At 70.4% G+C, this 19352-nt stretch carries 17 protein-coding genes; 8 read left to right on the top strand and 9 right to left on the bottom strand.

The window, feature by feature from the left end; translation table 11 throughout:
- Nucleotides 1-35: 35 nt before the first annotated feature.
- Nucleotides 36-590 carry an outer membrane beta-barrel protein gene (locus QSJ30_RS01715; RefSeq protein ID WP_285606056.1) on the bottom strand — a complete coding sequence of 185 codons (555 nt, stop codon included), beginning with the start codon at nucleotides 588-590 and terminating at the stop codon, nucleotides 36-38.
- Between the two features lie 277 nt (nucleotides 591-867).
- On the opposite strand from QSJ30_RS01715, the gene QSJ30_RS01710 reads away from it, so the two are divergent.
- From QSJ30_RS01710 to adeC, 4 genes are all read left to right on the top strand, one after another.
- Nucleotides 868-1539: a TetR/AcrR family transcriptional regulator gene (locus tag QSJ30_RS01710; protein ID WP_285606055.1), complete on the top strand. Its 672-nt coding sequence runs from the start codon at nucleotides 868-870 to the stop codon at nucleotides 1537-1539.
- Nucleotides 1540-1613: 74 nt separating this feature from the next.
- Nucleotides 1614-2771, top strand: coding sequence for an efflux RND transporter periplasmic adaptor subunit (locus QSJ30_RS01705; protein ID WP_285606054.1), 1158 nt, complete (start codon nucleotides 1614-1616; stop codon nucleotides 2769-2771).
- 16 nt (nucleotides 2772-2787) lie between these two features.
- A complete protein-coding gene (locus QSJ30_RS01700) occupies nucleotides 2788-5958 on the top strand; it encodes an efflux RND transporter permease subunit (protein ID WP_285606053.1) in 3171 nt (1056 codons plus the stop codon).
- A complete protein-coding gene (gene adeC / locus QSJ30_RS01695) occupies nucleotides 5955-7373 on the top strand; it encodes an AdeC/AdeK/OprM family multidrug efflux complex outer membrane factor (RefSeq protein ID WP_285606052.1) in 1419 nt (472 codons plus the stop codon). Before QSJ30_RS01700 ends, adeC begins: the two co-directional genes overlap by 4 nt.
- A gap of 47 nt (nucleotides 7374-7420) precedes the next feature.
- Here the strand turns inward: adeC and QSJ30_RS01690 are convergent, their stop codons facing one another.
- The 4 genes from QSJ30_RS01690 to QSJ30_RS01675 all read right to left on the bottom strand — a co-directional run bounded on the left by QSJ30_RS01690 (nucleotide 7421) and on the right by QSJ30_RS01675 (nucleotide 12303).
- A complete protein-coding gene (locus tag QSJ30_RS01690) occupies nucleotides 7421-8119 on the bottom strand; it encodes a protein-L-isoaspartate(D-aspartate) O-methyltransferase (protein ID WP_420798767.1) in 699 nt (232 codons plus the stop codon).
- 120 nt (nucleotides 8120-8239) lie between these two features.
- Nucleotides 8240-10615: a VIT and vWA domain-containing protein gene (locus QSJ30_RS01685; RefSeq protein ID WP_285606050.1), complete on the bottom strand. Its 2376-nt coding sequence runs from the start codon at nucleotides 10613-10615 to the stop codon at nucleotides 8240-8242.
- Between the two features lie 84 nt (nucleotides 10616-10699).
- On the bottom strand, nucleotides 10700-11701 hold the full coding sequence (locus tag QSJ30_RS01680; RefSeq protein ID WP_285606049.1) for a hypothetical protein: 1002 nt from the start codon (nucleotides 11699-11701) through the stop codon (nucleotides 10700-10702).
- Nucleotides 11698-12303: an RNA polymerase sigma factor gene (locus tag QSJ30_RS01675; RefSeq protein ID WP_285606048.1), complete on the bottom strand. Its 606-nt coding sequence runs from the start codon at nucleotides 12301-12303 to the stop codon at nucleotides 11698-11700. Before QSJ30_RS01675 ends, QSJ30_RS01680 begins: the two co-directional genes overlap by 4 nt.
- A gap of 102 nt (nucleotides 12304-12405) precedes the next feature.
- Here QSJ30_RS01675 and QSJ30_RS01670 point away from each other — a divergent pair, with 102 nt between their 5' ends.
- From QSJ30_RS01670 to QSJ30_RS01655, 4 genes are read left to right on the top strand one after another with little or no spacing between them, the layout of a single operon-like run.
- The gene (locus QSJ30_RS01670; RefSeq protein ID WP_285606047.1) at nucleotides 12406-13533 is read left to right on the top strand and encodes a diguanylate cyclase; all 1128 of its coding nucleotides are present in this window, start codon (nucleotides 12406-12408) and stop codon (nucleotides 13531-13533) included.
- A 28-nt stretch (nucleotides 13534-13561) separates the two neighbouring features.
- Entirely contained in the window at nucleotides 13562-14323 is a 762-nt protein-coding gene (surE, locus tag QSJ30_RS01665; RefSeq protein ID WP_285606046.1) for a 5'/3'-nucleotidase SurE, read from the top strand.
- 10 nt (nucleotides 14324-14333) lie between these two features.
- Nucleotides 14334-14600, top strand: a complete 267-nt coding sequence (locus QSJ30_RS01660) for an acylphosphatase (protein WP_285606045.1) — start codon at nucleotides 14334-14336, stop codon at nucleotides 14598-14600.
- A gap of 2 nt (nucleotides 14601-14602) precedes the next feature.
- On the top strand, nucleotides 14603-15127 hold the full coding sequence (locus tag QSJ30_RS01655) for an adenine phosphoribosyltransferase (RefSeq protein WP_285606044.1): 525 nt from the start codon (nucleotides 14603-14605) through the stop codon (nucleotides 15125-15127).
- On the opposite strand, the gene QSJ30_RS01650 is transcribed toward QSJ30_RS01655, so the two are convergent.
- From QSJ30_RS01650 to QSJ30_RS01635, 4 genes are all read right to left on the bottom strand, one after another.
- Nucleotides 15108-15992, bottom strand: a complete 885-nt coding sequence (locus QSJ30_RS01650) for an NAD-dependent epimerase/dehydratase family protein (protein WP_285606043.1) — start codon at nucleotides 15990-15992, stop codon at nucleotides 15108-15110. The two genes, QSJ30_RS01655 and QSJ30_RS01650, sit on opposite strands and share 20 nt — an antisense overlap.
- 201 nt (nucleotides 15993-16193) lie before the next feature.
- On the bottom strand, nucleotides 16194-16763 hold the full coding sequence (locus QSJ30_RS01645; protein WP_285606042.1) for an RNA polymerase sigma factor: 570 nt from the start codon (nucleotides 16761-16763) through the stop codon (nucleotides 16194-16196).
- A 111-nt stretch (nucleotides 16764-16874) separates the two neighbouring features.
- A complete protein-coding gene (locus QSJ30_RS01640; protein WP_285606041.1) occupies nucleotides 16875-17162 on the bottom strand; it encodes a carboxymuconolactone decarboxylase family protein in 288 nt (95 codons plus the stop codon).
- Between the two features lie 91 nt (nucleotides 17163-17253).
- A complete protein-coding gene (locus QSJ30_RS01635; RefSeq protein ID WP_285606040.1) occupies nucleotides 17254-19338 on the bottom strand; it encodes a sensor histidine kinase in 2085 nt (694 codons plus the stop codon).
- Between the last annotated feature and the right edge of the window lie 14 nt (nucleotides 19339-19352).

Raw genomic sequence — 19352 nt, 5'->3', positions numbered from 1 at the left:
CGGGAAACGCCCGGCGGCAGGCATGCGCCGGCCCCTCAGAAGCGGTAGATGAAGCTCGCGTTGAGGGTGGGCGAGGTGATCTCCGGCTTCGTGCCGAAGAGCTCGGGCTCGTACTTCGTGTGGACGTACCGGAGCTCCGCACCCAGGTTCGGAGTGAACATGTAGCCCGCGGAGACCGAGCCGTGCACCGCGTTCGGAGTGTCGTCGGCGCGCATTCCGGGCAGGTCCATCTCGAACTTCGCCAGGCCGAAGCCGAGGCCGGCCCCGAGGTAGGCGCCGCGGTTCACCTGCTGCGAGAAGAAGTAGTTGTAGTCGGCCCCGAGCTGGAGCAGCTGGACCTTGCGGTGGTCCTTCTCGAAGTGGGTGTAGTCCAGCCGCGGCACGATGGCGTGGCCACCGGGGAACCCGATCACCATGTGGGCGCCGAGGCCGTAGCCCAGCGAGTGGTCCAGCAGGTCCCGGTCGCCCAGATCGCTCGTGGGATAGGCCAGCGTGCCCTGAAGGCCGAACTTGATCTCCTGGGCGGAGAGCGGACCGCTGGCCAGCAGGGCGGCCGTGAGGCAGAAAGCCAGGCTTAGGCTTGATTTCATGGGGATCTCCTTGTGCCCGGGCGGGCAGAACAAGATGGGAAAGGCTTCCGGCCGGCGTGGCCAAGAACGATGCATCGGTCGAGTGACCCATGATCAAATGCAATTTAATAGGACGATTGACCTATGTCAATAATCAAAATATGATTTATTTTATAAATTATTTTTATTTATTTAATCTATTTAATAAAAATTTAACCGATTTAAAAAACATCTTGCCAGAGCCGTTCAAACGATTAATTCTATTGATCGGTCGAACGACTAAATCGCCTATCCGCCCATGAACCCCTCCGCCGTCCCACCCTGCCCCGACACCCGCGACGCACTGCTCGAGGCGGCCCTGGCCTGCTTCGCCAAGTACGGCTACGACGCCACCTCCATCCGGCTGGTGGCCTCCATGGCGGGCAAGAACTCCTCCCTGATCTCCTACTACTTCAAGGGGAAGGAGGGGCTGTACCGGGAGGTCTTCCGCTACCTGCTGGCCCATTTCGCCGCCAAGACCGGTGAAAGGGATGCCCTGGAGGCGGACCGGGCCTCAGACGATTCCAAAGATGGGGACGGGGATGGCCGGGCGCGGCTCCGCACCCACATCCGGCGGCTCCTCCGCGAGCTGGATGCCCACTTCGACACCTCGGATCCCCTGCGGGTGCCGGCCTCGCGGCTCTGGCTGAGCGAGCTCCAGTCCCCCCGGCACGAGGTCAAGGACCTTCTGCAGGCGCGCATGGAACCCTTCGTCCGTGAGGCCCGCGCCTGCCTCCGGGCCATCCGCCCGGACTTGTCCCCCGCAGAGGTCGACTTCTGGGGCATCACCCTCCACGGCAGCTGCATCCACCACGCGCTGATGAGCGAGATCCACTGCCTGGCCTGGACGGCGGCCGACCCGTCCCTGGCCCTCGACGCCATGGCGGAGCGCCTGACTGATTTCACTTATCACGGCCTTCGACAGCATTGATACTTACCGTCCGACGCCTTCTTCCCCGCGTGCCGAAAGCAGATTTTTCTCAGGCCCCTTCTTGGAGTGCTCCCATGCAGACCCCCTATCGAGGCGGAATGGTCTTCCTCGCCGCTGCCCTGGTGGCAATGGTGCTGACTGTCGGTTGCGGCAAGAAGGAACAGGCGAAGGCCACGCCCGAAGTCGCCGTGGTGACCCTGCAGCCCGAGCGGGTGGCCATCACCTCCGAGCTGCCCGGACGCACCTCCGCCTTCCTCATGGCCGAGGTCCATCCCCAGGTGAACGGCATCGTCCAGCAGCGGCTCTTCACGGAGGGGAGCGACGTGAAGCAGGGCGACGTCCTCTACCAGATCGATCCCAGGCCCTACCAGGCCGCCTACGACACGGCCGCCGCCGCCCTGGCCCGGGCCGAGGCCAACCTCCCCGCCATCCGGAAGCGGGCCGAGCGGTTCAAGGAGCTGCTCGCCGTCAACGCCGTGGGCCAGCAGGACTACGAGGACGCGGCCGCCGGCGCCAAGCAGGCCGAGGCCGAAGTCCAGGCCCTGAAGGCCGGGGCCGAGTCCGCCCGCATCAACCTCGGCTACACCCGCCTCACGGCGCCCATCTCGGGCCGCATCGGCAAGTCCAGCGTGACGCCCGGCGCCCTGGCCGCGGCCTACCAGGGCCCCGCCTTCACCACCATCCAGCAGCTGGACCAGGTCTACGTGGATTCCCCTCAGTCCAGCGCCATCCTGCTGGGGATCCAGCGGAACCTGGCCGCGAACCGGATCAAGGGCAGCGCCGACCAGGCCAAGGTGAAGCTCCTCCTGGAGGACGGCACCCCCTATCCCCTGCAGGGCATCCTGAAGTTCTCCGATGTCACCGTGGACCCCAGCACCGGCTCGCAGATCCTCCGCATGGTGTTCCCGAACCCGCGGCACATCCTGCTGCCGGGCATGTATGTGCGGGCCATCGTGGAGGAGGGCGTGGCCGAGCAGGCCATCCTGGTGCCGCAGCAGGGCGTCACCCGCGACCCCAAGGGCAACGCCATCGCCATGGTCGTGGACGGCTCCGACAAGGTGGAGCAGCGGACGCTCAAGGTGGACCGCGCCATCGGCCCGAAGTGGCTGGTCCTCGAAGGGCTCCACGCCGGGGACCGCGTGATCCTGGAAGGTCTCCAGAAAGTCCGGCCCGGCGTGGCCGTGAAGGTCGTGCCCTTCGGGGCGAAGCCCGCCCCCGCGGCCGCGAAGTAGGCAGAGGAGCCGCCCCATGGTCAATTTCTTCATCGATCGGCCCATCTTCGCCTGGGTGGTCGCCATCGTCATGATGCTGGCCGGCCTCCTGGCCATCAAGACGCTGCCCATCTCCCAGTACCCGCCCGTGGCCCCGCCCTCCATCTCCGTGGACGCCTTCTACCCGGGCGCCTCCGCGAAGACCGTGGAGAACACCGTCACCCAGATCATCGAGCAGAAGATGACGGGCCTGGACCGCCTGCTCTACATGTCCGCCTCCAGCGACTCGGCGGGCCACGGCAGCGTCACGCTCACCTTCCAGCCCGGCACGGATCCCGACGCCGCCTGGGCCAAGGTCCAGAACAAGCTGGAGCTGGCCAAGCCCCTGATGCCCCAGGTCGTGCAGCAGATGGGCATCGCCGTCACGAAATCCACCAAGAACATCTTCATGATCCTGTCCATCACCTCGACGGACGGCAGCATGAACGCCGAGGACCTGCGCGACTACCTGGCCTCGAGCGTGGAGAACGTCATCAGCCGCGTGGAGGGCGTCGGCGAGGTCCTGTCCTTCGGCACCCAGTACGCCATGCGGATCTGGCTCAACCCCGACAAGATGGTGGGCTACCGCATCACCCCCGACGACATCCGCCAGGCGGTGCGGGCCTACAACGCCCAGATCTCCGCCGGCCAGGCGGGCGGCCTTCCGGCCGTCAAGAACCAGCGGCTGAACGTGACCGTGAACGTGCAGGAGCTCCTGCAGACGCCGGAACAGTTCGGGGCCATCCCCCTGCGCATCAACCCCGACGGCTCCACCATCCGCCTGCGGGACGTGGCCCGCACCGAGCTGGGAACGGAGTCCTACGAAAGCGACACGAAGCTCAACGGGCAGCCGGCCGCCGGCATGCTCATCCGCCTGGCCTCGGGCGCCAATGCCCTCGACACCTCCAAGCTCGTGAAGGGCAAACTCAATGAGCTCGCCCCCTATTTCCCGCCAGGCGTCCGGGTCGACTACCCCTATGAGACGACCCCCTTCGTATCCGTGGCCATCGAAGAGGTGGTGAAGACCCTCATCGAGGCCGTGATCCTCGTCTTCCTGGTCATGCTCCTCTTCCTCGGGAACTTCCGCGCCACCCTGATCCCGACCATCGCCGTCCCCGTGGTGCTCCTGGGCACCTTCGCGATCCTGCAGTACGTGGGCATGTCCATCAACATGCTCACCATGTTCGCCATGGTGCTGGCCATCGGCCTCCTGGTGGACGATGCCATCGTCGTGGTCGAGAACGTCGAGCGCATCATGCACGAGGAGGGCCTGTCGCCGCTGGAGGCCACCCGGAAGTCCATGGGCCAGATCACCAGCGCCCTGGTGGGCATCGGCCTGGTACTGTCCGCGGTGTTCGGCCCCATGGCCTTCTTCGGCGGGTCCACGGGCATCATCTTCCGGCAGTTCTCCTTCACCCTCATCACCGCCATGATGCTGTCCGTGGTGGTGGCCCTGGTCCTCACGCCCTCCCTCTGCGTCACGTTCCTGAAGCCCATCGAGAAGGGCCACGAGGCCGCCGAGAAGGGGTGGAAGGTCACGCGCCCCTTCTTCCTGTGGTTCGACCGGTTCTACACCAAGATCAACCACATCTTCGTGGGCCAGCTGGAACGCGTGCTCTCCAAGTGGGGCCGCTACGCCGTCATCTACGGCGCGATCGTGGTCGGCATGGGGGTGCTGTTCCTGCGGCTGCCCACCGCCTTCCTGCCCGAGGAGGACCAGGGCATCATCATGACCCTCGTCCAGCTCCCCGCCGGGTCCACCATGGAGCAGACCCAGAAGGTCATGTCGGAAGTGCAGCACTACTTCCAGGACGATGAGAAGGAGGCGGTGGCCTCCTGCCTGACGGTGGGCGGATTCAGCGTGGCCGGACGCGGCCAGAACAACGGCATGGCCTTCGTCAAGCTCAAGGACTGGCACCTCCGGGACCGCTCCGAACTGAAGGCCGAGGCGGTCATCCGCCGGGCCATGCGCACCTTCTCCTCGCGCCGGGATGCCATGGTCTTCGCCGTGGCCCCGCCCGCCATCCTGGAGCTCGGCAATGCGACGGGCTTCGACTTCCAGCTGCAGGACCGCGCCGGCGTGGGGCACGCCAAGCTCATGGAGGCCCGCAACCAGCTGCTGGGCCTGGCGGCCCAGAACGCCAACCTCAAGGCCGTGCGCCCCAACGGCCTGGATGACCAGCCCGAGTACAACGTCCGGCTGAACCAGGACCGGGCCGGCGCGCTGGGCATCCCCCTGCCGGCCATCAGCGATACCCTCGCCAGCGCCTGGGGCGGCTCCTACGTGAACGACTTCATCAACCGCGGCCGGGTCAAGCGCGTCTACATGCAGGCCGACGCGCCCTTCCGCATGCAGCTGGAGGACCTGAACAAGCTCTATGTGCGGAACACCGCCGGCGCCATGGTCCCCTTCTCCGCCTTCTCCGCCGGAGAGTGGAGCTACGGCTCTCCCAATCTCCAGCGCTACAACAGCTTCCCCTCCGTGAACATCCAGGGTGAGCCCGCCGCCGGCAAGAGCACCGGCGACGCCATGCTGGCGATGGAGGACCTCGCCAAGAAGCTCCCCTCCGGCATCGGCTTCGAGTGGACGGGACTCTCCTACCAGGAACGGCAGGCCGGCGCCCAGGCCCCGGCGCTCTACGCCGTATCCATCCTGGTGATCTTCCTGTGCCTCGCGGCCCTCTACGAGAGCTGGACCATCCCCTTCTCGATCCTCCTGGTGCTCCCGGTGGGCGTCTTCGGCGCCGTCCTGGCCACCTGGGGCCGGGGCCTGTCCAGCGATGTCTACTTCCAGATCGGCCTGCTGACCACGCTGGGCCTCACCGCCAAGAACGCCATCCTCATCGTGCAGTTCGCCGAGGAGCAGATGGCCCAGGGCGCCGGCCTCCTCGAAGCGGCCATGGAAGCCTCCCGCCTCCGCCTCCGCCCCATCCTGATGACCTCCCTGGCCTTCACCTTCGGCGTGCTGCCCATGGCCCTCACCCGGGGCGCCGGCGCCGCGGCCCAGAACGCCATCGGCACCGGCGTGGTGGGCGGCATGCTGACGGCCACCTTCATCGCCATCTTCTACATCCCCCTGTCCTTCGTCCTGGTGAGCCAGCTGTTCAGGAAGAAGGCCCAGGAGCCCGCCCCGGCGCATGCCCCGGTTTCCGAGGAGGGGCAGCCATGACGCCGCTCAAAGCCTGGTCCACCCTTCCCCTCGCCCTGGCGCTGACCGGCTGCGTCTCCATGGCGCCGAAGTACCGCACCCCTGAGCCGCCGGTGCCCAAGGCCTGGCCCGAAGGGCCTTCGTACCGGGCCGCCACCGGCCCCACCGGGCAGCCGGCCGCCGACACCGCCTGGCAGGAGTTCTACCTCGATGAGCGGCTGCGGAAGGTCCTCGACCTCGCGCTCCGCAACAACCGGGATCTCCGGATCGCGGCGCTGAACGCGGAGAAGGCCAGAGCCTACTACCGGATCCAGCGGGCCGACCTGCTGCCCAAGGTCAATGCCTTCGCCCAGGGGACCAAGCAGCGCCTGCCCGCCAGCGTCTCCGGGACCGGCCAGGCCCTCGTGGTCGAGCAGGACGTGGTCGGCGTGGGGATCAGCGCCTGGGAGCTGGATTTCTTCGGGCGCGTCCGGAGCCTGAAGAACCAGGCCCTGGAGCAGTACCTCGCCTCGGAACAGGCGCGCGACAGCGTGCAGGTCTCCCTGCTGGCCGAGGTCGCGAACGTGTACCTCGCCCTCGCCGCCGATCGCGAAGCCCTGAAGCTGGCCCAGGACACCCTCGTGAACCAGGAGGCGGCCTACAAGCTCGTCCACCGCCGCTTCGAGGTCGGGGCCTCCTCCGAGCTCGACTCCTATCGCGCCCAGGTCACCGTGGAGACGGCCCGGGCGGATGCGGCCCGGTACACCCGCACCGTGGCCATGGACGAGAATGCCCTCCGCCTCCTGGTCGGTTCCCCGGTGCCAGCGGAGTGGCTGCCGGAGGCGCTCGGCGCCCTGGCCCCGCTGAAGGACTTCGCCCCGGGGCTGCCCTCCGAAGTGCTGACGCGACGCCCGGACATCCGGATGGCCGAGAGCCAGCTCAAGGCCGCCAACGCCAACATCGGCGCCGCGCGGGCGGCCTTCTTCCCCCGGATCTCGCTCACGACGAGCCTCGGCACCATGGGCAGCGAGCTCTCGGGGCTGTTCAAGTCCGGATCCGAGACCTGGGCCTTCTCGCCCCAGATCGTCCTCCCGATCTTCGACACGGGCGCGCGGCGCGCGAACCTCAAGGTCGCCCACGCCAACCGGGACATCGCCCTGGCCCAGTACGAGAAGGCCATCCAGGTGGCCTTCCGGGAAGTCGCCGATGCCCTGGCCCAACGCGGCACCCTCGATGAGCAGCTGGCCTCCCAGGAGGCGCTCACCCAGGCCCTGGAGGGGGCCTACCGCCTCGCCCAGGCCCGCTATGGGGCGGGCATCGACAGCTACCTCAGCGTGCTCGACGCCCAGCGCTCCCTCTATGCCGCGCAGCAGGGCCTCATCGCCCTCCGCCAGGCCAGGATCGGCAACCTGATCGGCCTCTACAAGGTCCTGGGGGGCGGCTGGAAGGCGTCCTGAGCGGTCTTTCCTGACGCAGAAGCGCCCGCTTCGCGGGCGCTTCTGCGTCAGGAACGGCCCTTCACCATGGGCACGAACCGCACGGGCAGCACCCCCTGCCGCTGCATCCCCGTGGGCGTCTTCCGCAGCAGGTACAGCTCCTGGGCCCCCCACTGGGAGCCCACGGGGATGATCATGCGGCCCCCCTCCCTGAGCTGCTCCACCAGGGCCTGGGGGACCTGCTCGGGGGCACAGGTGACGATGATGGCGTCGAAGGGGGCGGCCTCGGGCCAGCCGTGGTGGCCATCCCCGGCGCGGACCTTCACATTGGCGTAGCCGAGCCGCTTCAGGTCCGCCTCGGCGCGCCGGGCCAGGGGGTCCACGATCTCCACGGTGTAGACCTCGGCCACCAGGCAGGACAGCACGGCGGCCTGGTAGCCCGAGCCGGTGCCGATCTCCAGCACGCGGTCCCCGGGCCCGGGCCCCAGGGCGGCGGTCATGAAGGCCACGATGTAGGGCTGGGAGATGGTCTGGCCGTAGCCGATGGGCAGGGGCCAGTCCTCGTAGGCCTCCCCGCGCTGCGCCGCGGGGACGAACTCGTGCCGGGGCACCCGGGTCATGGCCTCGAGCACCCGGGGATCCGTGATGCCCCGGGCCACGATCTGGTCCCGCACCATGTGCATCCTGGCCTCGGCAAGCACCGGCTCCACCACCGGGGGAGGGGCGGCGGGTCGGGCGGGTTCCGGGTTGCAGCCCCCAAGGGTCAGCATCAAGGCCACTCCCAGGTGCCTTCGCATGGGTACGAAGGTACCCCGTACACGGCTTCCCGCCAGCGCGGATCCCTGGCAAGCCAGGGATCCGCGTAGGGCAAATGATTGAACTCAGAGCTAAATACCCAGGGTGAGGTCGAGCTGCCCCGCCATGCGGCCCGTCCAGCTCCGCAGGCGCCAGACCAGGATCAGGGCCTTGGCCTGGGCAGCCCCGGGGAAGGCCCGGCTGAAGGTCGCCGCCACCACCTGGCCGGAGGCGTCCACCTGGAGGGCCAGGTCCGTGCCGGCGGGCAGGCTGGCCAGCGCCGCCACCAGGGCCGGGTCCTTCAGGCGGGCCTCAAGCTCACGGCGGAGGGAGGCCGGGTCGGAGGTGCCGGTGATCCCCGAGAAGGCGAGGATGCGCAGCGTGGGGCGGGCCTTGGGCTCCGCCTGGCGGACCTCCCGGCGGGCTGCCCGGTCCTCGGCCAGGGCTTCTCCGGCGGCGGCGGGGGACGCGGTGTATTTCCGCTGCATCGGGGCCGGCGCATAGGCCACGGACTGGCTGGCCAGGCCGCCCACCGCCGCGTCGGACACGCCTTCGGGCAGGGGCAGGGGCTGGGTGACGGTTGTGCTTCCGCCGCCCGCGTTCCGCACCTGGGTGTCCACCGCCACGAAGGAGGTGTAGGCCGTCAGCAGGTGGTAGGCGAGGCCCAGGCGCGTCACTTCCGCCGTGCGGCCCTCATCCGCGCCGAACTGGTCGTAGTCCGACAGGGCCTGGATGCGCTGGCGGGCCCAGAGCTGGCGCAGGGCGCCGTGGTCGCGGTCCCTCACCTTCCCCACCTCGAAGGTCTGGCTCCAGGGGCCGGCGGCGGTCATGCCCGAGAGCGTGACCGTGCCCTTGGCTTCGCCCGTCCACTTGCCGAGGCAGATGACCGGCCGCTCCGCCAGCACGTCCGGCAGCTGCAGGGGCTCCAGGTCCTGGACGTGGAAGCCGTTCGTGGTGAGCTTCACGTTGGTCAGCACGGGCGAGGACACATAGGCGCGGAAGCGCTCGGCCTCAAGGGCGGCCTGCTCGGGCTTGGTGATGACGAAGGCCTCGCCCTGCCCCGCGTGGGCCATGCCCTCGATGAGGTGGCGGTTCACGGAGCTGCCGATGCCGAAGGCGAAGAGGTTGGCGGCGCCCAGGTTCTTGCGGATGAGATCGAAGACCTGGCCGTCGGCGCTGATGTAGCCATCCGTGGAGACCACGAAGGTGCGGGAGATGCCGGGCACCCGGGGCAGGCCCAGGGCCTTGCGCAGCGCACTGCCCAGCTCCGTCCCGCCGCCCCCGTGCTGCGAGCCCACGAAGGCCAGGGCCTGCTGCGTGGCCTCAGGCGTGGCGTGCTGGGACCCGCTGGGCGACCAGAAGGCCGAGGTGCCCTCGAAGACCATCACGTTGAAGAGGTCCTGGGGCCGCAGGCCCTGGATCATCTCCTTCATGAGCACCTTGGACACCTCGATGGGGAAGCCCATCTGGCTGCCGGAGACATCCATGATGAAGACGAACTCGCGGGGCGGCAGATCCTTCGGCGTGACGCGCTTGGGCGGCTGGGCCATGAGCAGGAAGGTGTTCCCGTCCTTGCCCTGGTCCAGCAGCAGCCCCGACTGCACAGCGTTCCCGGCCAGCTGGTACTTCACGATGACATCGCGGTTGCCGCCGTGGGCTTCGCTGGGGTCCAGCCGCAGCGTGGCGTCCGTCTTGCCGTCGTAGGCGATGGACGTCTTGTGCGTGTCGCAGGCCATGCGCTGGATGGGCAGGCCCGCGGACAGCTTCACCTCCAGGTCGAAGGTGGTGGCGGGCTTCTCCCCGGCGTGGGTATAGGGGTTGGCCACCCAGGTCTCGCCCGTGCTGGACTCCGTGCCTGCCTTGCCGGCGTAGCGCGGGCCCACCACCGCGGGATAGACGAAGCTGTACGTGCCCTCCGTGGGGACCAGCAGCTCGGTGTAGCGGAGCTCCACGCGGATCTCATCGCCGGGCAGGATGTTGGCCACGTTCATCTGGAACACGTTGGGCCGGTGCTGCTCCAGCAGCGAGGCGCTGCGGCCCTGCTGCTTCGCCTGCTCGTAGTCGGCCCGGGCCTGGCCGCGCTCCTTGATCTGGGCCTTGAGCACCCGCTCGCCGATGCGCATGGTCATCCCGTAGACCGCCGACCGCGTGGAGCCCGGGAACACGTAGAGAGCCTCCAGGGGCTTGCTTCCGGTATTGCGGTAGACCTGGGTCACGGTCACGTCGGCGATGACGCCGGCGATGGCCACCTTGGCGGAGGTGGACTTCAGGGGCAGCTGGTCCACCGAGGCGTCCCCGCCCTTCACGAAGAAGTAGGGCGACAGGGTGGCGTCCGCGGACTCGCCGCCGGGGGCCTGGAGCCTGGGGTTGGTTCCGGGCCGGCTCCGGGCCTGGACGTCCCCGGTGAAGGACACGGCGAGACCTGCACAGCAGGCGAACAGGGCAGTGGTGGACCGGCGCAGCGGCATGGGTTCCTCCCGGAGGGGCCGCGCCGGCAGGGCGCGGTTCAGGAGGGAATGCCGCCGGGAGGGCGCCCCTTTCAAGGGAGCGGATTATTTTTTCGCGGGCGGGTGGATCCGGGCCCGGAACCCGTCCACGGGGCCGGTTTCCGGCAGCCTCGCCGCGTCGGCCGCGGGGCCGCTCAGCACGTAGAGGTCCAGGACGTCGCCGGGCGCCAGGCGGAGCTGGAACAGCCAGGGCTCCGGCCCGGCCGCGGGCCGGATGACCTCGACCCCCGAGCTGCCGCGGCGGAGCAGCACCACATGGGCGGCCCGGGGGGCGCTCACGGTCACGCGGGTGGACCCGTCCGGCAGGGTGTCGAGGGTCCACACCGGCGCCGCGGCCTGGGGCGCGGGCGCGGCTGCCTTCGCGGCCACGCGGGGCGCCGGGGCCGACCCGGAATCCCGCGCCTCCAGCAGGGCGGCCCGGTTCATCCCCGCCGCCTCCGCCTTCCTGGACACCTGGTCCCGGACCTCCAGTTGCTTCACCTCCGCCGCCTGGGCCCGGGCCTCTTCCCGGGGCGCGACGGCACCGGCGACCTGGGCCGGAGCCGGGGGTGCCGGAGCCGGAGCGGCCGGGGTGTCCAGAGTCCGGGGGGCCTCGATCCCCACCGTCCGCCGGGCCGCCTTCGGCGGCGGGGCCGCGATCGCCTGGGCCTCGGGCGCGGGGTTGGTGGCCTGTGCCGGTGCCGGTGCCGTGGCCGGGGCAGGCGCAGGGGCCACCTTCGCCGCCGGCGGCTGGGCCTCGGGACTGCGCAGGATCGCCAGGCCCGCGGTGGTGGCCACGAGGATCCCGGCCGCGGCGCCGATCACGCCCGGGCGCCGCCAGAAGGGCACGAGCCTGGGGGGCGCGGCTGCGGAGGGCGCCAGGGCCGCCAGCACCTGGACCCGGGCCGCGGGATCCGCCAGCAGCTCCCGCAGGGCCTCCTCGTCCATGAGGGCATCGAACAGGCCCTGATGCTCCAGGGCCGCCTCAAACAGCGCGCGCCGCTCGGCCTCGGTGAGGATCCCGGCGGCATGGCCGCCCAGCAGCTTCTCGGCCTCGGCGCGCTTCATGGCGCCCCCCTTCCGCCCGGTCCGCTTCCGACGCCTTCCCAGCGCCCGCCCAGCGTGTCGAGCAGCTGCTTCCGGCAGCGGTGGTCCCAGGTGTAGACCGTATTGAGGCTGGCTGCGCCCAGGAGGCCCTGGATCTCCGCGAAGGTGCGGCCCTGGAGCTTGAGGCGGAACAGCTCCCGGCAGCGCTCCCCCATCTGGGCGATGCCCCCCATGAGCCGGGCCAGCAGCTCCTTGCGCTCCAGCACCATGGCCGGGTCCGGCGCGTCCGAGGGCGGCGGGAAGGCGTCCAGGTCCACGGCGTCGTACTCGCCGCGGCGGGCGGCGCGGCGGCGGTGGGCCGCCAGCTTGAAGCGCAGGATCTGGAAGGCCAGGGGGACCAGGTCCTCCGCCCGTTCCAGATGGCCGTACTTCGTATGGAGCAGCACCAGCACCTCCTGCGCCAGGTCCTCCGCATGGGCGCCTGCACCCCGGGATGCCGCGAAGGCCACGATCCTTTCACGGAGCCGGGCCAGAACCTCGAGACGACCCGCCGAAACACCTGCGGCCCCACCCTCCCCTTCGGGGATCGGGAGGGCGGAGGTCAGCGAGAGGTCGGGATCCATGGGCCGGTCGGGTGGGTTCCATCCTGGCAGGAACCGGGCGGCCCAGAATCATCCAGGTTCCGGGCGCTGAACGGGTAGGGTGGACGGAAGCCGAGGCTGCCCATGACCCTGGACGCGACGAACCCCCTGGCGCTCCCCGCGGCTTTCGCCCTTGGCCTCGCGGCCGGCGCGGCCCTCGGGCACTGGATCCGGCGCCTCCGGGCCGCCGGGCCGGATCCCGAGCTCCGGCGCCGGCTGGAGGACCTCACCCGGGCCCAGGCGGCCAGCGAGCTCGCGAACTCAGAGCTCCGCCGGGCCCTGGACCAGATGGAGCAGGTCGCCGGAACCGACCCCCTCACCGGCGCCTGGAACCGCCGCTGGTTCGAGGACAGCGCAGCCCAGCTCATCGCCCTGTCCGGTCGCGGGGACGCGGCCCTGAGCCTCATCATGCTCGACCTGGACCTGTTCAAGCACGTCAACGACACCTTCGGCCACGGGGTGGGGGACGAAGTGCTGAAATCCATCACGGGCACCGTCCGCGGCCAGCTCCGGGCCTCGGACGCCCTGGCGCGCTGGGGCGGCGAGGAGTTCGTCGTGCTCTGCCCCGCCACGACCCTGGCCGGGGCCACGATCCTGGCGGAGAAGATCCGGAAGGCGGTGGAGGCCCGCTCCATCCCCCAGGTGGGCATGGTGACCATCAGCCTGGGGGTGGCGCAGCACCAGGGGCTGGAAGAGCTCGACGCCTGGGTCGGCCGGGCGGACGAGGCGCTCTACCGGGCCAAGGAGCGGGGCCGGAACCGCACCGAGGCCTCCCTGACAGCGGCAGAGCCCCACGGTGAGGGCGAAGCCTCCATCCTCGCCCTCACCTGGGATCCCCGCCTGGAATGCGGCCATCCGGAGATCGACCACCAGCACCAGCAGCTCTACAGCCTCTCCAACAGCCTGCTGTCCGCCATCACCAGCGGCCGCTATCCCGAAGAGGCGAAGCTCCGGATGCAGCTGCTCATCGCCCACGTGGCCCAGCATTTCCACGACGAGGAGGCCATCCTCGCCCGGGTGGGCCACCCGGACCTGCCCGCGCATGCCCAGGAGCACAACCGCCTCGTCGCCAAGGCCAAGATCCTCCAGCAGGAGATGGGCGGCGTGAGCACGGACCTGCCCGCCATCCTCGGCTTCCTGGCCCTGGACCTCGTGAAGGGCCACATCATGGTCTGGGACCGGCGCTTCTTCGGGGACCTGGCCCAGGATTGATCCTGGGCGGGGCAGATACACTGGTGCCATGCCCGAACGCCTGATCCTGCTCACCAACGACGACGGCCTCTGGGCCCCGGGCCTGGCGGCCCTGGCCCGGGTGGCCTCCCGCTTCGGCCGGGTGGTCACCGTGGCGCCGGACCGCAACCGCTCGGCCATCTCCTCGGCCCTCAGCCTGCACAACATCCTCCGCCTGCACGAGATCGGCCCCGACCGCCACGCCTGCGACGGCACTCCCGTGGACTGCGTGCTGCTGGGCGTCTGCGAGGTGCTGGACCGCCGGCCGGACTGGGTGCTCTCCGGCATCAACCACGGCTTCAACCTGGGCGAGGACGTGTTCTATTCGGGCACCGTGGGCGCGGCCTTCGAGGGCCGGCTCCAGGGCGCCCGCGCCGCGGCCTTCTCCATCCACCCCCAGGGCTCGCTGGAGCAGGCGGAGCCCTGGATCGGCCGCTTCCTGGAGCGCTGGGAGGCCATGGACCTGCCCGGCAACCGCATCTGGAACGTGAACTTCCCCCAGGGCGAGCCCAAGGGCTTCCGCCTCACGGGCCAGGACAGCCGCGCCTACCACGACCTGGTGGAGCGCCGGGCGGATCCCCGGAACACGCCCTACTTCTGGATCGGCGGCGACGCGGGCCCCACCTATGTCAAGGCCCCCGGCAGCGACGCCGGAGCCGTGTTCGAGGGCTTCGCCAGCGTCACGCCCCTGCGCCTGGACCTGGGCTGCCCCGAGACCCTGGCCCGGCAGGCCGACTTCGACTCGGCCTTCAACGGGCCGACCGGGGCCTAGTCCGGTGCCGGTGCGCTTCCACGTCCACGGCGCCGTCCAGGGGGTGGGCTACCGCCGGTTTGTGGAGCGGGAGGCCCGGGCGCTCGAGCTGGCGGGCTGGGTGCGCAACGAGCCGGACGGCTCGGTCTCCGGCGAGGTGGAAGGTCCCGCGGCCGCCCTGGCGGCCCTCCGACCCCGGCTGGCGGAGGGTCCGTCCTTCGCGGCCGTGAGACGGCTGGACTGGGAGCCCCTGGATGTGCGATCCTCGCTTCCCTTTCCTTTCCAGATCCTCAGGTAGCCATGACCCTCACCACTCCCCTCAGCGCCTTCGTCCGCGACGTGCCGGACTTTCCGAAAGCCGGGATCCTCTTCCGGGACATCACGCCCCTGCTCTCCCACGCCGAGGCCTTCGGCGAAGCCGTGGAGGCCATGGCCCAGCCCGTGCTCACCCTCCAGCCCACCCATGTGCTGGGCCTGGAATCCCGCGGCTTCATCTTCGGCAGCGCCCTGGCCCAGAAGCTGGGCGTGGGCTTCGTGCCCGCCCGCAAGCCCGGCAAGCTGCCCATGCCCACCCACAAGGAGGCCTACGGCCTCGAGTACGGCAGCGATGCCCTGGAGATCCACACGGACGCCTTCGGCCCCGGCGACCGGGTGCTCATCGTGGATGACGTCATGGCCACCGGCGGCACCGCCGCCGCCGCCCAGCGGCTCGTGCAGAAGACCGGCGCCCAAGCCGTGGCCCTCACCGTCTTCATCGAGCTGACCTCCCTGCCCGGCCGCGAGAAGGTCGAGGGGCTGCCGGTGTTCAGCGTGCTGCGGTACTGATCAGTCCCATCTCCACCAAGCTCGCCCGCACGCCCCCTTCCGGGTCCGCGTAGCGCAGGCGCACGCCCAGGTCCTCCACCAGGCGCCGGTTGAGCACGCGGCGGTTGGCGGTCGCGTAGGCCAGCATGCCGGGACTCAGTTCCTGGCGCGCTTCCGCCAGCGTCACCCGGCGGGGCGCGGGGAGGCCCGCCAGCCGCGCCACCAGTTCCAGGAAGGCGCCCATGCTGCGGTGATCCCCATCCGCCACGTTGACCACGCCGGACACGGGCCGGCCCAGCGCCGCGACGCAGGCCGCCACCAAGTCGTCCACGTGGATCCGGTTGCCCGGGCCCGAGTCCTCGGGCCGCAGGACCGGCTCCCCGGCCCGCAGGCGGTCCAGGGGCAGGCGCTGGGGCCCGTAGATTCCGGACACGCGGAGCGCCACGCAGCGGACCCCGCGCTCCGCGCACCAGGCGAAGGCCGCCCGCTCCGCGGCCAGGCGGCGACGACCGGCGCCGTCCCCGGGTGCGGGAGGCGTGGCCTCGTCCACGGCCCGGCCCCCCGCATTCCCGTACACGCCGGTGGTGCTCAGGTAGACCAGCACCTCGGGCCGGGCCCCGGCCAGGCTGTCCAGGAACCGCCCCAGCCGCGAATCGGCCTCCCCAGTGGCGGGTGGAGGCGCCAGGTACAGGACGGACGCGAGCGCCGGCACCTCGGGGGGCACTGGCCCGTCGAAGTCGACGGCCCGCGCCGGAATGCCCGTGGCGGCCAGGGCCTCGGCGTGCGCCGGGGACCGCGTCCAGGCGAGCACAGGACCCGAGCCCGCCAGGCGCCTGGCCAGCCGCGCTCCGGTGTAGCCGCAGCCCGCGATCAGGCAGGTGCCCATCGTTGCCCCCTCCCGGGTCTCCATGGGACCAGCATAAGCCCGCCATGAGAGGCTGTCCTCGGGGCCCCGGGCCCTGCCGGAGTTCCCGTGTCCCCGCTGGTCAAGATGGTGCTGCTGGCCTGGCTGGTGCTGGGGCCGGTGGGACTCTGGCTGCGGCGGCGACGGCGGGACAGAACCTAGGGTCCTGGCTGCGGGCGGCAGTCAGGGTCGTTCCTTGCGATCGCATTGGAGCTCCGCCTGTTCATCCAGGAGGATCCGGCAGTCCTGTTCCATCTGGGCCCGCAGCATCCGGCGGGCACGGTGGAGGCGCATCTTGGCGGAACCGGGACTGATGCCGAGGACCTCCGCCACCTCTCCGATGCGAAGCTCCTTCAGCTCGCTGAGGTAGATGATCGTGCGGTAGTCCAGGGGGAGGGTGTCCACCAGGTCCCGGATGCAGCGGCACATCTCCTCTTTCAGGGGCTCCTGGCCATGGTCCGGGGCCGCGTGAAGGCCCGTGCTGTCGAGCACGGTCTCGGGCAGCTGAGCCCGGGAGGCCCGGTAGGAGGCGCTCTTCAGGCGATCCAGGGCCGCATGGGTGGCCACCTGGAAGACCCAGGTGGCCGGTTTGGCCTCCCCGCGATAGCCGCCCAGTCCCTGGTGGACTTTGAGGAAGACCTCCTGGGCGAGATCCTCCGCCTCGGTGGGCCCCACGAAGCGGCTGAGGTAGCTCAAAACCTTCGGCCTGGTGGCCGCTTCCAGGGTCTCGAAGGGGGTGGGTTGGGAGGCCATGACCGTCATCGCACCATTCCCCTAGTTTGACCCGCGGGCGGCGCCAGTGGAGCGGATACGGCGAGCGGGCGGCCTTTCCTCAGGGACTTGGCCATGACCTCCCTCCCGGATTCAGCAGCAGCCGCCGGAACCGCAGGCGGCGGCCCGGCCCTTGCCTGTCGCTTCCGGCCCAGCCTCGGCCAGGCAGTGGTCTGCGGCCTCCACGACTTTCCGATGGGGCGTGGCCTTGACGGCCAGGGCGACATTGACGGCTTCCCGCATGTCCTCCCTGGAAACGCCCAGTTTGCGGGCTGAGTCGAAGTGGTGCCGGAAGCAAGGTTCGCAGCTGGCGGCGATGGCGGCCCCGATGGCCACCAATTCGGCGACGGCCTCGGTCATGAGGGATGAGGGCTGGGACATGGCGTCCTCCTTTCATCCCTTGAGACGAGGTGGCGCCCCCGATGGATACAACCAGCAAACGGGCTCCATCCGCCTGCCTCGCGGCCCCTTCCTACCGCCTGGAGTCCGTTGCCCTCGGCAGGGTGAGGGTGAAGCGGCTGCCGCGCGCCAGGGGCTGGTAGCGGGCGTCGCCGCCGTGGTCCTGGGCGATGCGGCGGACGATGGCCAGGCCCAGGCCTGTGCCCTTCCACTTGGTGGAGAAGTAGGGCTCGAAGAGCCGGTCGCGATCCCCCTCGGGCACGCCCGTGCCGTCGTCCTCCACGTCGAAGCGCAGGTTCCCGTCCTCGCCCGTGAGCGAGAGGGATACGGCGCCCTGGCCGTCCACCGCAGCCACGGCGTTGTCCACGAGGTTGATGAGGGCGCGCTTCACCATGTCCCCGTCCCAGACGGCGCCCAGCGGCTCCAGCTGGAAGCGGATGGACCACTTGATGCCCGGATGGTTCGGCTCGTAGAGGGCCAGCACCTGGCGCAGCAGCTCCGCGGGATCGCAGGGGGAGAACTGGGGCGAGGGCAGCCGGGCGAAGCGGCTGAAGCTGTCCACCAGGCGCGAGAGGCTGGCCACTTCGGTGAGGATGGTCTCGGCGCCCTCCTGCACTGCCGCCAGGTCCAGGCGCCCCTCGCGGGTGCGGCGCAGCAGGCGCTGGGCCGTGAGCTGGATGGGCGTGAGGGGGTTCTTCACCTCGTGGGCCATGCGCCGGGCCACCTCCTGCCAGGCGGCGCGCTTCTCGGCCTGGGCCAGCAGGGACAGATCCTCCAGCACGGCCAGCACGCCGCCGCCCTGGAGCGGCTCGAGGATGGCCCGCACGGGACGGCCCTCGCCCTCGCCGCCCAGGCGCAGCTCCTCCTGCACGCCCCGGCCGGATTCCCGCACAGCGGCCAGCAGCTCCGGCAGGCGGCCCAGCCGCGGCAGGGCCTCGACGGAACCCCAGCTGTCCTCCGCGGGGTCGAAGGACTCGAGGCCCATCCAGGCCTTGGCCGCGGCGTTGAAGGTGCGCAGCTCGCCATCCGCCCGCCAGCTCATGACGCCCACGGGCAGGGCCGCCAGGATCTGGCCCAGGTAGGCCCGCTGCTGCTCCAGGCGGCTGGCCTGGGCCTCGATGGCCGCGCGGTTGGTCTTGAGGTCCTGCGTCATGGCGTTGAAGGTGCGGGCCAGGAAGGCCAGCTCGTCCTCGCCCATCTCGGGCAGCTGCACCTCCAGGTCGCCGCTGCCCACGCGCTGGGCGGCCTTGGCCAGGGCCCGGATGGGCTCGCTGAGGGACCGGGCCAGGGCCAGGCCCGACCACACGGCGAAGAAGAGGGTCAGCAGGGTGAGGAAGAGGAAGGTGCTCTGGGGCAGGGTCTGGAGCGTGTCCCGGGCGGACCGGATCTGCTGGCTCTCCCGGTAGCGCTGCTCCAGGGCCAGCACGCGGTCGAAGGTCTCCCGGGGCATGAGGGTGCCCACGGCCCAGACCCCGTCCCCCCGGGGCACGCGGCGGAGCAGCCAGAGGCCCTCCCCGGTCTCCTGGGCGTCCTCGGTCCCCAGGCCGGACAGGTCCGGCGGCTCCAGGCCCGCGCGCAGGTCCATGGCCTTCACGCCCTCGCCGGCCCTCGTCCCCAGGAAGGCCACCAGGTCGAGATCCGACGCGGCCCGGATGGCGGAGGCCTCCGCCGAGGGCGAGTCCAGCAGGCGGCCCGCGCCGAAGTCCAGGCGGGCCCTGGCGGCGGCGCGGAGATCCCCCGCCACCTTCTGGCCATCGCGGATGGCCACCTCCGTTTCGGGGCTGAACCAGCGCTCCACGTTCTTGTTGATGAAATTCCGGCCCACCAGGAAGAGGATCAGGCTGGGCACGATGCCCACGACGAAGAGCGTGAGCACCATGCGGGTGCGGAGGCGGGAGCCCAGGATGCCGCTCTTGCGCTCGAAGTAGAGCTTGGCCAGGCTGCGCGCCACGATGAAGAGCAGCGTCCCGATGGCCAGCACGTTGGCCAGGCCCAGGGCGATCAGGGCCCAGCGCGAGGGCGCGTCCAGCCCCCCTTCCGCGATGCGGTTGCCCACGGTCTTGTAGGCCAGGATGATCATGAGGATCAGCACGACCAGCCCCACCGCCACGTAGAGGCGGGTCAGCTCGGGGTGGCGTTTGGGATGGGGGGCGGGCATCCCCAGCAGGCTAT

It is taken from the genome of Geothrix edaphica (assembly GCF_030268045.1).
Lineage (GTDB): Bacteria > Acidobacteriota > Holophagae > Holophagales > Holophagaceae > Geothrix > Geothrix edaphica.
The sequence above is the reverse complement of the archived record's forward strand: the minus strand, read 5'-3'. Positions and strand labels throughout refer to the sequence as shown.